Origin of the sequence: Cobetia sp. Ld8 (assembly GCF_045066615.1) — a bacterium.
Taxonomy (GTDB): domain Bacteria; phylum Pseudomonadota; class Gammaproteobacteria; order Pseudomonadales; family Halomonadaceae; genus Cobetia; species Cobetia amphilecti.
Genome location: NZ_JBISHF010000007.1, coordinates 1,339,483 through 1,353,746 on the forward strand (window position 1 = coordinate 1,339,483; position 14,264 = coordinate 1,353,746).

A 14,264-nucleotide genomic window follows, 5' to 3' on the forward strand; every position below is an offset into this window, starting at 1 on the left:
GATGGCGTTATTGTTCTATCGCGTACCACAGGGGCTTTTCCTTGGCTTTGGTACGCTGCATATCAAGCAGCCTAGCGCAGCCAAACCGGCTTTGAAAATGTTTTCAAAGCCATTTAGACCAAGGGACGAGAAAGAACGAAAATCCACCGATGTGCCAACGAATCGCCAGTATTCCAGGCGGACTACCAAGAGAGTGCTGCTCCGCCACCAGAGAAGATTTCACGAGAAAACTATCAAGCGTTCTGCAGTGCGCGTGTCAGTTGACGTGACGAGTCGACCCGCGTTGCGTGATCTGACACGGCATGATGACCCGACTGGGCGCCATGCCACCTTGCTTGATGCGCGCGAACAACAACGACACCGTCTTGTTGACCATTTCCGTGAATGGCTGGCAGATCGTCGTCAGATCATAGGATTTGCTTGAGGCAAAGCGAATGTCATCCACCCCGACGATACCGATATCCTGTGGTATGCGGTGCGAGAACTCATGACGTATGGCGTCCATGCCGCCACATGCCATGATATCGTCAAAATAGAAGATGCTATCAGGAATGACCTCCGCCTCTGCGAACAACTCACAGGTAGCTTCATAACCCGCATCGTAGCTGTGGCGATGCCCTTCCCCCACGCCATGCAAGGTCAGCCCGCGCTGCTCCAGCCGCTCGATGAAGCCACGCTTTCTATCCAGCGTGGCCTGCTCCTTGGTCGACGCCCCCACATAGGCCAGCCGACGATAACCGAGATCAATGAGATGATCTGCTGCCATGCGCCCCATCTCGACATCGTCACAGGTCACCACACAGGCGCCGGAGTCTTCTCCATCACGCCCGAATATGGCCACAGGCGTATTCTGCTTCGCACAGGCCTCGACCAACTCCGGCGGCACCGATGCAGAAGTGACGATCAAGGCATCGACATGATATTCCATCACCAACGAGACAGCCTCCGAGATGCTTTTCTCGGTATTCACGTTGATCAACAAGGTGTGGCAGTTATGCCGCTGAATCGCAGCAGAAAATTCGCTGAGTATCGCCAGGTAGACAGGGTTCTCGAAATTGGTCACGAGAATCCCGATCAGGCTGGATTGCGACTTGATGCCTCGTGCCAGACGATTCGGCTTGTACCCCATTCGCTCGGCTACCGCCAGGATCCGGCTACGCATCTCGGGGGAGCTGCTGCCTTCAGGATTCATTGCCCGAGAGACCGCCGCAATCGAGACGTTGGCCTCCTTGGCAACTTCAGTGATGGTGACACGCTTGGATGAGGATATGTCCTCGGACTTCTTCATGCTCACTCCCTAACGGGGCTCAATGCTCAACATCTCATCAAGGCATTCCACCCCACATTGGATAATCATTGGCCGACCATACCGCGGATCACGCAAGCATGCAGCAGGCGCATGATGAAGAATACAGCCATATCACGTTGGCTTTGACGTGTGCCACCAGGGAGTCAATAGCTGCCTTTCGATAACACGACCCTGGCGACTATCTCTGGCAGCACGACGGCTCAGGACCACAGTAGAACTGACGCAACAGCCGATGCATCGGTTGTTGGAGCCTCTTCGCGGTACCCCCAGACGATGACCCTGGATACGACTCGGAGGTCGCCAATCACGAAGATGTCGCAAAGGGCTTTGACAGTAAATGTATTGCTATGCCCTCTATAGCCCCACCCGGCGAGGGACCAAGGAGAATATCAATGGCTTGACACGCCAGTACTTCTCCAAGGGGCAGTCTCCAAGAATGTCAGTAATACTGAGCTACGCAAGGTGTGTCGACAAACGGAATGACCATTCCCGACAGCGCCTCGGCTATCGAATAGCCATCCCAAGTATTCTCGAGAGAATGTTCTAAACCCCTGTATACCATGCGTGCTGCTCTGATTGCTGGAGCTCAGACACAAAAAACCGATGCCTGCAAAGCGCAAGCATCGGTAACATGGAATATATATTAAAAAACTTCACGAATCAGACAATTTATTCCATTCCTTTTCAGCGTCTTCTTTGTTCATGCCATAACGCTCTTGAACCTTCCCGACAAAGTGCTCCTTGCGACCCGCAATTTCGTCGACATCTTCATCTGTAAGCTCTCCCCAACCTTCGCGGACCTTACCTTTGAGTTGCTTCCACTTACCTTCGGCGATATCACTATTCATGGCAGTCTCCTAAATCAAATAGATAATGCGACAAATAAAAATCAACCAATGACCAGTCACATGCTGTGATTGAGCCTCATGGCAGGCTACAAATATAAGCTAGCACAGATATTAGGGCTCAACAACAGCCCTACCGCTTCATCTCATTGGTGGCGCGACCACTGACTTTACATGAAATATAGCGCGAGCCAGCCGACTTAATACAACATCATCGACAGAAAGTTCCCTTCATCTTTCCGTGGCATACCGCCATTTCCCAGCTTTCAACAACCAGTGTGACAACTGTCATTAAATGTATAGGGCAAAATATTCAGCATACCCCATCAACAACTCACTATAAGGTGCCGGATGATCGATTCTTGCAACGAATCTATCCTTTATTAGCCTCTCGTATGCCCATCAAGCAATTCATACAGAAAAGGCATCATGGGTATCAAGCTGCACAATCAAGAGACAACGATACTGAAAATTCATGCCGACTTCCTAAGCAGCTCCTCCCAGCATTACGAACAAGATCTCCTCGTCAGTTTGCGGTCAGCGTCTCAACCATCCAGCGATGGCGTTACAAAAAACCCGCGGCTAGCCGCGGGCAAGATCGAAACCCTGGCAGGCGATGATCAGCTTGGCATCCTGCTCCTAGAACCATACCTCGCTCTGGACACCGAAGGCCCATTCGCCTCCCGTGAAACCTGCACTCCCGAGAGCATCATCTTCGGAGTAATCATTGAGCTCCTCATCCCAGTCACTCCAGGACGCGAACAGGCGAATTTCCGGACGCTTCCAGAAGCCACCGACTTCAGGCTTGAAGGTCGGTGCAATGGTGAACTTGCGATACCCGCCTTCCACGGCAGTGCCTGTCGAGCCGGGGTCCAGGTCCATCCATTGATAGCTCAGCTCGTACTGCATCTCGAAATTCGTCGTCAGCTCATTGGCCAGACGCGCATTGAAGGTCGCCCAGGAATATTCATCTCCGTCGTCGTAGCGATCTTTGCTCACCTCTGCCAGAACGGCTGGTGCGAAGCGCCACTTGGGTGCGAGATAGGTCGTGCCGTAAAGCCCCAGACGAGTAGAAGTGGCGTCATCCGTCAGGTTCCCGTCAGCCCCGATGACCTTGGTCTCCGCGCCGAGCCCGCGACCATGCAGCACGGCGGCCTTGAAGCTGCCATCGGCGAGGCCAAAGAAGCTGTCGCCATGGTAGGCCAGCATGGTGTGGAAGCCGGAATCGGCCGCTTCGGCCCCCGTGTCCATGGCGCGCTCTTCATTGTCTGCCGCCGACAGGGCACTGACCATCCACTGCCAGTGGCCGACATAGTTATTCATGGTGAACGTCAGGTTGTCGGTATTGCCGCCAGTATCGGAGTCCTCTGTCGGGTATTCACTGTAACTGCGCCCGTAGACCGAGAAGTTGGCTTTCCAGTCATCGGCAAGCTGGACGTCGTAGATACCTGCGCCGGTCCCGGCGAGGAAGATGAAATCGCTGTCTAGCCAGTGGATATCGAAGTTGTCCCGATCGAAGCGCTTGCCCGCCCAGATGGAGGAATTCTCGAAGGCGCCGGTAAAGCTCGGCAGATCGCTCAACTCCACGAAGACCTGTCGTACGTTCAGACTGGACTCGTCCGAGGTCCAGTCGTTACTGGTCTCTACTCCGTCGGCAATCATGGTGCGGTAAAGCGCCTTCGTCCCGTTGTCGTAGCGGGTCTTGTAGTTGAATACCGACTCGACGTAGGTGTCGGGCTCGTTCCCCAGCCGCCCGACCGCCCCGCCCACCGAGCCCGCCGGCGTGAGATAGGGGCCGCCTTCGATGCTCTTGCCTCCTTCGCCGATCAATAGCCCAGAGCGGGCATAGGCATTGAAGGAGAAACCTTCTTCGCCACTGGCCTGGCGCTCGACGGCCGCCAGACGCTCTTCGAGGTCCTCGGTCTGCGCGGTCACGCGCGCGGGTTGATCAGCCTCATTCGACTGGCGCTGAACGGCCATCGCGCGCTCTGCCTCGGCGGCGCGACGCTCAGCCGCTCTGGCCCGTTGTTCGGCGTCATCGATACGCTGTTCCAGCTCTGCGAGCCGCGCCTCGATATCGCCTGTCCCGTCGGCATTGGCGAGTCCGCTGGTGCTCATGACCGCTATGGCAACGGCCATGACAAGTGGGGTCTTGAGCGGGTGCTGAGGGGGAGTTGTCATGTTGAAGAGAGCCTTTGTTGTTGTTGACGATTCACTCGCTTGGCGATGATCAGCGAAGTGGCGCCCGAATCATTGGCGTTGGCGTTGGCGTTGGCGTTGGCGTTGGAGGGGTGGCCACACTCACTTAATCGTTTAAGACCCTAGTGGCAATCCGGCGCTCCAGACACACGACTTATGTCGAAATTCGACCAAAGGGGAGCGATCACCGCGTAAAACTCCCATTTCTGGCGACATATCGGTGACGGCAAGACCAAAGTTCAGGTTGCGGATATCGACGCCAATCGCTTGACTGTGACTACGCCTTAATCGATTAAGAAACCTTCATCGGACGACGTTGTGACTCTCCCCCACCCAGACGTCCGATGCGGGTCAAACAACAACAAGTGACGAGGATCCACCATGCAACGCAAGACGCTAATCGCCTCAAGCTTCGCCCTGCTGGGAGCAGCCACCACCGCCCCTGCCATGGGCGCGGACCTGACCATCTCCTGCGGTGCGGTCGGAGCCGAACTGGAACTCTGTGAACAGGGCGTCGCTGCCTGGGAAGACAAGACCGGCCATGAGGTCGATATCGTCTCCACGCCCAATTCCTCGACGGAACGCCTCTCGCTCTACCAGCAGATTCTGTCGGCCCAGTCCGGTGACATCGACGTCTTGCAGATCGATGTGGTCTGGCCGGGCCTGCTCGGCAATCACCTGCTTGATCTGCACCAGACGCTCGGCGAAGAGGCAGCGCAGGGCCACTTCAAGACCATCATCGACAACAACACGGTCGATGGCCGCCTGGTGGCCATGCCCTGGTTCACGGATGCCGGGGTGCTCTACTACCGCAAGGACCTGCTGGAGAAGTACGGGTTCGCACCTCCCGAGACATGGCAGGAGCTGACAGAGACTGCCACGCGGATCCAGGCCAAGGAACGCGAGACCGGCAGCGAGAAGATGTGGGGTTATGTCTTCCAGGGGCGTGCCTATGAGGGCCTGACCTGCAATGCGCTGGAATGGGTCGCCAGCAATGACGGTGGCGCCATTGTCGATGCCGATGGCGAGATCACCGTCGACAACCCCAATACGGCCTCCGCTCTCGACCTGGCCGCCAGCTGGATCGGCGAGATCACCCCGCAGGGGGCGCTCAATTATTCCGAGGAAGAAGCCCGCGGCATCTTCCAGTCCGGCAACGCCGTCTTCATGCGCAACTGGCCCTACGCCTGGTCGCTGACCCAGAGCGATGACAGCAAGGTGGCTGGCAAGGTCGGGGTGGTCAAGCTGCCTCACGGCGCCGAGGGAGAAAGCGCAGCGGCGCTGGGCGGCTGGAACCTGGCGGTCTCGAAGTACAGCGAGAACCCCGAGCTCGCCTCACAGCTGGTGGCTTTCCTCACCGGTGAGTCCGAGCAGAAACGCCGGGCCATCCAGGCCGCCTACAACCCGACCCTCACGGCGCTGTATCAGGATGAAGAGGTGCTCACCGCCGTGCCCTTCTTCGGCACGCTCTACGACACCTTCACCAATGCCGTGGCACGTCCGTCTGCCGTCACCGGTGACAACTACGGCCAGGTCAGCAACGCCTTCTTCAATGCGACCCACAGTGTGCTGAGCGGCGAGCAGAGCGGCGCCCAGGCCGTGGCTCAGCTGAAGGGCGAGCTGGCTCGCATCAAACGTCGTCGCTGGTAACCCGGGAGGTTTCGCATGACAACCACGCTCAATGAGTCAGTGCCGACGGACACGCCCTCGGCCCGGACCCGCAAACGCGGCACCAAGGTCAGACGCCAGCGGGTACGTGCGGCCTGGACCTATCTCGCGCCGATGCTGGTCGCGCTGGCCCTGGTGGCCGGCTGGCCACTGCTGAGAACCTTCTACCTCAGCTTGACCGATGCCTCGCTCTCGGACACGACCGGCGCCGCCTTCATCGGCTTTGAAAACTATCTCGTGAAGGACGACGGCGTCTGGTACGGCCTGCTGGCTGACCCGGTGTGGTGGAATTCCGTCTGGAACACCGTCTATTTCAGCGTCATCTCGGTGTCGCTGGAAGTTGTCTTCGGCATCATCGTGGCCCTGCTGCTCAACGCCGAATTCAAGGGGCGCATGCTGGTCCGCGCCGCGGTGCTCATCCCCTGGGCCATCCCGACCATCGTCTCCGCCAAGATGTGGGCCTGGATGCTCAATGACCAGTTCGGAATCATCAACCACCTGTTGATGGGGCTGGGCCTGATCGATGCGCCACTGGCCTGGACGGCGGATGCCGATCTTTCGATGTGGGCCGTGATCATGGTCGATGTGTGGAAGACCATCCCGTTCGTGGCACTGCTGGTACTCGCCGCGCTGCAGATGCTGCCCAAGGATTGCTATGAAGCCGCCGAGGTCGATGGCATCCACCCGGTGAAGGTGTTCTTCCGTGTCACCCTGCCATTGATCACCCCGGCCCTGCTGGTCGCCGTGATCTTCCGTCTTCTCGATGCACTGCGCGTCTTCGACGTCATCTATGTGCTGACCTCCAACTCGTCCAGCACCATGACCATGTCGATCTACGCCCGCCAGCAACTGGTGGAGTTCCAGGACGTGGGCTACGGCAGTGCCGCCTCCACGATGCTGTTCCTGATCATCGCGCTGGCCGTCGTGGTCTACCTCTACCTTGGCCGCCGCCAACTGGGAGTGGATAAATGAATCAGCATCCGATGAATCGCTACCAGATGACCCGACTCGCCAAGCTGGTCGGCAAATGGGCCTTGATCGCCATCATCATCGTCTACGCCGTGTTCCCCTTCTATTACGCGGTCATCACCTCACTGAAACCGTCCAGTGAGCTGTTCGAGGTCAACTACTGGCTGACCTCACTGGACTTCAGCAATTACGCCCAGATCTTTGCGCAGAAGAGTTTCCTGCAGGCGATCGGCAACTCGATCCTGATCGCCTTGAGCGTCGTGTTGATCGCCTTGCTGCTGGGCATCACCGCCTCCTATGCACTGGGACGCGTGCGCTTTCGCGGCCGCTCCACCGTGATGCTGATCATCCTCGGGGTCTCGATGTTCCCTCAGGTCGCGGTGCTGTCAGGGCTGTTCGAGGTGATTCGCAGCCTGAATCTCTACAACAACCCCGGTGGCCTGATTCTCAGTTACACCATCTTCACGCTGCCCTTCACTGTCTGGGTGCTGACGACCTTCATGCGTCAGCTGCCCATGGAACTGGAAGAGGCCGCGATCATGGACGGCGCCACGCCGTGGGAGACCATCACCAAGGTCTTCCTGCCCCTGATGTGGCCGGCCATGGCCACCACCGGGTTGCTCGCCTTCATCGCGGCCTGGAACGAGTTCCTGTTCGCCTTGACCTTCACGCTGACCGACAGCGAACGCACCGTGCCGGTCGCCATCGCCCTGATCTCCGGCGGCAGCCAGCATGAGCTCCCCTGGGGCCCCATCATGGCCGCCTCCGTCACCGTCACCATACCGCTGGTCATCCTGGTGATGATCTTCCAGCGCCGCATCGTATCCGGCCTGACCGCCGGCGCCGTCAAAGGATAATCTTCATGTCATTGCTCGAAGCCCAAATGCAGACCTCCTCCAGCTGGTGGCGCGGTGGCGTCATCTACCAGATCTACCCGCGCAGCTTCCTGGACAGCAACGGCGACGGGATCGGGGATCTGCCGGGCATCACCGCCAGACTCGATTACGTGGCATCACTGGGCGTGGATGGCATCTGGCTGTCGCCCTTCTTCACCTCTCCGATGCTCGACTTCGGGTATGACATCAGCGATTACCGTGATGTCGACCCGATGTTCGGCACCCTGGAGGACTTCAAGGTGCTGCTGGAGCGCGCTCACTCGCTCAATCTCAAGGTCATGATCGACCAGGTGATCAGCCACACCTCCGATGAGCATCCCTGGTTCCAGCAAAGCCGTCAGGACCGTACGAATGACAAGGCCGACTGGTTCGTGTGGGCAGACCCCAAGCCCGACGGCACGCCGCCCAACAACTGGCTGTCGATCTTCGGCGGCTCGGCCTGGACCTTCGATTCACGTCGCCAGCAGTATTACCTGCATAACTTCCTGACCAGCCAGCCCGACGTGAACTTCCACCACCCGCAAGCCCGGCAGGCACAGCTCGACAACATGCGCTTCTGGCTGGAGCTGGGCGTCGATGGCTTCCGTCTGGATACCGTCAACTTCTACTTCCATGATCAGGCCCTGCGCGACAATCCGCCGGTACCGGCGGGCGAGGCCAAGACACTGGGCGCGCCGGATTCCAACCCCTATACCTGGCAGCGACACGTCTATGACCTGAGCCGTCCGGAAAACCTCGACTTCCTGAAAGACCTGCGCGCCCTGATGGATGAATACCCGGGCACCACCACAGTGGGCGAAATCGGTGATGACAAGCCGCTGGAGCGCATGGCGGAGTACACCGCCGGGGGCGACAAGCTGCACATGGCCTACGGGTTTGATTTGCTCAATGCCCCGCACTCCGCAGGCTATCTGCGAGAAGTCATCGAGCGCTTCCAGCGCCTGGCCGGTGATGCCTGGCCATGCTGGGCCCTGTCGAACCACGACGTCGTGCGCAGCGCCACACGCTGGGGTGCCGACGAAGACCCGGTGGCCTATCCCAAGGTCGCCCTGGCCATGGTGTTGTCACTGCGCGGCAGCGTCTGCCTCTACCAGGGTGAGGAGCTGGGCCTGCCGGAAGCCGAGGTGCCCTTCGAGCGCATTCAGGACCCCTACGGCAAGGTGCTGTGGCCGGAATTCAAGGGCCGCGACGGTTGCCGGACTCCCATGCCCTGGCGTCAGACGGCCTGGGGGGACTTCTCGAATGTCGAGCCTTGGCTGCCGGTCGATGAACGCCACCTGCCGCTGGCCGTGGCCAATCAGGAAGACGACGCCAACTCGGTATTGCATGCCACACGCACCCTGCTGAATTTCCGCCGCCAACACCCGGTCCTGCGCGAGGGGAACATTGAACTGGTGGACGTGGGTGACGAGCTGCTGGGCTTTCAGCGCGAGCACGATGGCCAGCGCATGCTGTGTCTCTTCAACCTGACCGGCAGCGAACGGACCACCGCACTGCCGCAAGCCTACGCAGGCGGCGCGCGTCTTCTCGAGGGCACGGGCTTCACTGCCGAACTGGACGAGGCTCAGCCCCAGGCAGCGCGCCTGGTACTGCCGGCCTATCAGGCTGCCTTCCTGGCACTCGACTAACCTTCTTTCGAAAGCCGGTGCCGAGCACCGGCTGGGAGTCGCAAGATGACAAGCGTAACCCTCTCCAAGATCAACAAGACCTTCGGCAGCACGCACATCATCAAGGACCTGGACCTGAAGATCGGCAGCGGAGAATTCGTGGTCTTCGTCGGGCCGTCAGGCTGTGGCAAGTCGACCTTGCTGCGCCTGATCGCCGGGCTGGAATCGATCACCGAGGGTGAGATGCATATCGCCGGCGATCTGGTCAATGACCTCCCCCCGCGTGAGCGCGGCGTGGGCATGGTCTTCCAGTCCTATGCGCTCTACCCGCACATGACGGTGTACGAGAACATGGCCTTCGGCCTCAAGCTTGCCAAGGCCGACAAGGACAACGTCGAACAGCGCGTGATGGAAACGGCGCGCATCCTCCAGCTCGAGGAGTTGCTGAATCGCAAACCCAAGGAGCTCTCCGGTGGCCAGCGCCAGCGCGTCGCCATGGGGCGCGCCATGGCGCGTGAGCCGAAGATCCTGTTGTTTGATGAGCCGCTCTCCAACCTGGATGCCTCGCTGCGCGTCCAGATGCGCAACGAGATCGCCCGCCTGCACCATCGCCTGGGCTCCACCATGGTCTACGTCACCCACGACCAGGTCGAAGCCATGACGCTGGCCGACAAGATCGTGGTACTGCGTGATGGGCGCATCGAGCAGGTCGGCAGCCCCCAGACGCTCTATCAGGCGCCGGCGACCCGCTTCGTGGCCGGCTTCATCGGCTCCCCGACCATGAACTTCCTGCCGGCAGAGCTGCTGCGAAGCGAGGGCAATGGCTGTCGCATCGCGACGCCCGGGATCGGCGAACTGGATCTGCCTCGCGATGCCGGCGACGAACGCACCGGCAGCCGCCTGACGCTGGGGATTCGCCCCGAACACCTCTGCCTGGAAGAGGCCCGTGGCGACAACGCCTTCGAGATCGTCAACGTCGAGTACCTGGGCAACGAAGTCTATGTCTATCTGGATCCGAAAGACGGCGACAGCCTGCTGATCCACCGCAGTGAAGCCCCCAGTCAGTGGAAGATCGGCCAACGCGTCGCGCTGGTGCCGGACCTGGAGCACGTGCATCTCTTCGACAGCCAGGATCGCGCGCTGAGCCTGACCCAGCAACGCCAGGCAGCCTGACGTTCAGGGCCTGTTCTGCAGGGCTTTTCCTCGAGGGCCTGGCAGCCAGGACTGAGTATCCAGCGCCTGCTCACGGCGCCTCAGGCCAACCGCTTCATTCTCCGCAAGGACCGCACGGGCGGGAGCCATGGCTCCCGCCCAGGAGACTCGCATGTCCACGATTCAAGACACCCAGGTGTCGGCCCACGATTGGTGGCGCGGTGCCGTCATCTATCAGATCTACCCGCGCAGCTTTCAGGACAGCAATGGCGATGGCATCGGTGATCTGCCGGGCATCCTCGAGCGCCTGGATTACATCGCCTCGCTGAATGCCGATGCGATCTGGCTATCTCCCTTCTTCACCTCGCCCATGAAGGACTTCGGCTATGACATCAGCGACTATCGCGATGTCGACCCGATGTTCGGCACCCTGGAGGACTTCGACCGTCTGGTCGAGGCAGCGCATGCGCGCGGCCTGAAAGTCATCATCGATCAGGTGCTCTCACACACCTCCGACGCCCACCCGTGGTTCGAGGAAAGCCGCCAGAGCCGCGATAACCCGCGCGCCGACTGGTATGTCTGGGCAGACCCCAGACCCGATGGCGCACCGCCCACCAACTGGCAATCGATCTTCGGGGGCTCCGCGTGGCAATGGGACACTCGCCGCTGCCAGTACTACCTGCACAACTTCCTGATCGAGCAGCCGGACCTCAACTTCCATCACCCCGAGGTCGTGACGGCCATTCTTGAAGAAGTGCGATTCTGGCTGGAGCGGGGGGTGGATGGTTTCCGCCTGGATGCCATCAACTTCTGCACACATGGTGAGCTAAAGGATAACCCGCCGCGGCGTGAGATCGCCGAGGGCTTCATTGGCGTGCGCCCGGACAACCCCTACGGCTATCAACAACATCTTCACGACAAGACCCAACCCGAGAACCTCGCGGTTCTCGAGCGGCTGCGGAGTCTGCTCGATGAATACCCCGGCACCACCAGCGTTGGCGAGGTCGGCGACGATGACTCCTTGCGCGTGATGGCCGAGTACACCCGGGGCGACCAGCGGCTGCACATGGCCTATTCCTTCGATCTGCTGACCGAGAACGCCTCACCTGACCACCTCCTGGCGACTCTACAGACGATGGAAGCGCAGATCGGGGACGGCTGGCCATGCTGGGCACTGGGGAACCACGATGTCACACGCCTGGCAACGCGCTGGGACGCCGAAGCCTCGCCGGCGCGCCTGCGCCTCTATCTCGCCTTCCTGCTGACCCAGCGCGGCAGCGTCTGCCTGTATCAGGGCGAAGAACTGGGGCTGAGTGAAGCCCAGCTACGCCATGACCAGCTGGTGGACCCCGCCGGCATCACCTTCTGGCCACGCTACAAGGGACGCGACGGCTGCCGGACGCCCATGCCGTGGCAGGCCGGTGAGTCACATGCGGGCTTCTCTCGCGTGTCTCCCTGGTTGCCGGTTCCCGACTTCCACCATGCCTTGGCCGTCGACCATCAGGAACACGACCCGGCATCGCTGTTGAATGCCAGCCGGGAGCTGCTCGCCTTCCGCCGCCGTCACCCCGCCCTCAGCCGAGGGGAGATCCACTTCCACTCGCTGCATGAGGAGGTCATCTGCTTCACGCGTCACTCAGGCGGCGAGTCGTTGCTGATCGCGCTCAACTTCTCTGCCCAGGCCCTGACTCTGGAGACCGCCTGGCGAGCGGAAGCCCTCGAGGATGCCCCCGGCATGATCAATGGTCACTGGCAGGCAGGTCGCCTGACGCTGCCGCCCCACGGCGTTGCCATCGCGCGCTGTGTTGGCGAGGCGCACTGAATCTCCCGCTTGCCGATCACGCGACTCACAAGGAGGTCATGATGACCCTGTCTCAACTCGACCCTCACGCACGCCTCGACTGGTGGCGTGGTGCCACGATCTATCAGATCTACCCCCGCAGTTTCATGGATGCCAACGGCGACGGCATCGGCGACCTGGCCGGCATCATCGAGCGCCTGCCCCATGTGGCCAGTCTCGGCGTGGATGCCATCTGGCTATCCCCTTTCTTCACCTCGCCGATGAAGGATTTCGGCTATGACGTCGCGGACTATCGGGATGTCGACCCGATGTTCGGCCACCTGGAGGATTTCAAGCACCTGGTCTCGCAAGCCCACCAGCTGGGGTTGCGCGTGATCATCGACCAGGTGCTGTCTCACAGCTCCGATCAACACGTCTGGTTCCAGCAAAGCCGTCAGGACCGTCACAACGCCAAGGCCGACTGGTATGTCTGGGCCGACCCGCTTCCGGATGGCAACCCGCCCAACAACTGGATGGCGGCCTTCAGTGGTCGCGCCTGGACCTTCGATGCCAAGCGCCGCCAGTACTATCTGCACAACTTCCTGGCCAGTCAGCCGGACCTGAATTTCCATCATCCCGAGGTGCGCCAGGCGCAGCTGGACAACCTGCGCTTCTGGCTGGATCTGGGGGTGGACGGCTTCCGCTTCGACGTCGTCAATTACTACTTCCATGACCGCGCCTTGACCGACAACCCGGCGATGGCGCGCGAAGGCGTCAACCCGGGCAACCCGCAGAGCTATCAGCGGATGCAGCACAATATCGAGCAACCGGAGAATCTGGCGTATCTGGAGCGCATCCGCGACCTGCTCGATGAGTACCCGGGCACCACCAGTGTCGGCGAGATCGCCGGCAATGACCCTCTCCCGACCATGGCGGCCTATACCGCCGGCCAACGCCGCCTGCACATGGCCTACACCTTTGACCTGCTCAACAGTGATGGCGATGCTCGCGCGCTTTACGACGTGCTGACGCGCTTTGCCGAGCAAGGCGAAGACACCTGGCCTTGCTGGGCCCTGTCCAATCATGACGTGGAACGCAGTGCGACCAGCTGGGGAGAATCGCGCGCCCTGCTCGCCCTGACGGTGTTGTGTTCGCTGCGTGGCAGCCTGTGCCTCTATCAGGGAGAAGAACTGGGGCTTCCCGAAGCGGAGCTGGCCTTCGAGGACCTGCAGGACCCCTTCGGCATCAACCTGTGGCCCGAGATCAAGGGCCGCGATGGCTGTCGCACGCCGATGGTCTGGGATGACAGCCTGAACGGTGGGTTCAGCCGCTGCGCTTCGAAGTCCGGCGTTGAGGCCACGCCCTGGTTACCGGTCTCCCCACGCCAGTTGCCATTGTCGGTGGCGCAGCAGGAACGCCGTGATGACAGCTTCCTGTCGCAAGCGCGTCGCCTGCTGCGCTATCGCGGCACCAGCCAGGTGCTGCGCGAGGGCGATCAGATCCTGATTGCCCCCGAGCGGCTCCCGGACGACGTCTTCGCCAGCGTGCGTCAGCATGGAGCGCAACGCCTGCTGTGTCTGGCACACCTCGGGACGGGCGATACGCCGAGCGTTATCGACCCGAGTCAACTGGCGCCAGATATCACCACCTGGACCACCCTCGAGATCGCCGGTGTCACGGCGACACACGCCTCTCACCACCCCCTGTCGCTGATGCCAGGCAGCGCCATGTGGCTCGCCCTCAACTGACGCCTGGCAGATTCGATGCTTCACGGGATGCTCGGTGGATGACGGTCATCCCGGACGCCGCAACAACAATCACAATGATGGAGTCGCACGC

General features: G+C 60.5%; 10 protein-coding genes. 7 read left to right on the forward strand and 3 right to left on the reverse strand.

Going from position 1 to position 14,264, the window contains the following annotated elements:
• Nucleotides 1-256 precede the first annotated feature (256 nt).
• The 3 genes from ACJJV2_RS10420 to ACJJV2_RS10430 all read right to left on the reverse strand — a co-directional run bounded on the left by ACJJV2_RS10420 (nucleotide 257) and on the right by ACJJV2_RS10430 (nucleotide 4,293).
• Complete coding sequence (locus tag ACJJV2_RS10420; RefSeq protein WP_054555839.1) at nucleotides 257-1,288, reverse strand: LacI family DNA-binding transcriptional regulator; 1,032 nt, start codon at nucleotides 1,286-1,288, stop codon at nucleotides 257-259.
• A gap of 674 nt (nucleotides 1,289-1,962) precedes the next feature.
• On the reverse strand, nucleotides 1,963-2,157 hold the full coding sequence (locus ACJJV2_RS10425; RefSeq protein WP_043334054.1) for a CsbD family protein: 195 nt from the start codon (nucleotides 2,155-2,157) through the stop codon (nucleotides 1,963-1,965).
• A 636-nt stretch (nucleotides 2,158-2,793) separates the two neighbouring features.
• Nucleotides 2,794-4,293 carry a carbohydrate porin gene (locus ACJJV2_RS10430; RefSeq protein WP_192838263.1) on the reverse strand — a complete coding sequence of 500 codons (1,500 nt, stop codon included), beginning with the start codon at nucleotides 4,291-4,293 and terminating at the stop codon, nucleotides 2,794-2,796.
• Nucleotides 4,294-4,734: 441 nt separating this feature from the next.
• On the opposite strand from ACJJV2_RS10430, the gene ACJJV2_RS10435 reads away from it, so the two are divergent.
• The 7 genes from ACJJV2_RS10435 (at nucleotide 4,735) to ACJJV2_RS10465 (ending at nucleotide 14,173) form a co-directional block, all read left to right on the forward strand.
• On the forward strand, nucleotides 4,735-6,003 hold the full coding sequence (locus ACJJV2_RS10435) for an ABC transporter substrate-binding protein (RefSeq protein WP_405280565.1): 1,269 nt from the start codon (nucleotides 4,735-4,737) through the stop codon (nucleotides 6,001-6,003).
• Between the two features lie 15 nt (nucleotides 6,004-6,018).
• A complete protein-coding gene (locus ACJJV2_RS10440) occupies nucleotides 6,019-6,993 on the forward strand; it encodes a carbohydrate ABC transporter permease (protein WP_043334056.1) in 975 nt (324 codons plus the stop codon).
• Nucleotides 6,990-7,847 (forward strand): carbohydrate ABC transporter permease, encoded by an 858-nt coding sequence (locus ACJJV2_RS10445; RefSeq protein WP_170877360.1) that lies wholly within the window; start codon nucleotides 6,990-6,992, stop codon nucleotides 7,845-7,847. The genes ACJJV2_RS10440 and ACJJV2_RS10445 overlap by 4 nt, the downstream gene beginning before the upstream one ends.
• Before the next feature lie 26 nt (nucleotides 7,848-7,873).
• Nucleotides 7,874-9,514 carry an alpha-glucosidase gene (locus ACJJV2_RS10450; protein ID WP_405280757.1) on the forward strand — a complete coding sequence of 547 codons (1,641 nt, stop codon included), beginning with the start codon at nucleotides 7,874-7,876 and terminating at the stop codon, nucleotides 9,512-9,514.
• Nucleotides 9,515-9,559: 45 nt separating this feature from the next.
• Nucleotides 9,560-10,666: an ABC transporter ATP-binding protein gene (locus tag ACJJV2_RS10455; protein WP_279830895.1), complete on the forward strand. Its 1,107-nt coding sequence runs from the start codon at nucleotides 9,560-9,562 to the stop codon at nucleotides 10,664-10,666.
• A gap of 151 nt (nucleotides 10,667-10,817) precedes the next feature.
• On the forward strand, nucleotides 10,818-12,467 hold the full coding sequence (locus ACJJV2_RS10460; RefSeq protein WP_405280569.1) for an alpha-amylase family glycosyl hydrolase: 1,650 nt from the start codon (nucleotides 10,818-10,820) through the stop codon (nucleotides 12,465-12,467).
• Nucleotides 12,468-12,505: 38 nt separating this feature from the next.
• The gene (locus tag ACJJV2_RS10465; protein WP_405280572.1) at nucleotides 12,506-14,173 is read left to right on the forward strand and encodes an alpha-amylase family glycosyl hydrolase; all 1,668 of its coding nucleotides are present in this window, start codon (nucleotides 12,506-12,508) and stop codon (nucleotides 14,171-14,173) included.
• Nucleotides 14,174-14,264: the final 91 nt, after the last annotated feature.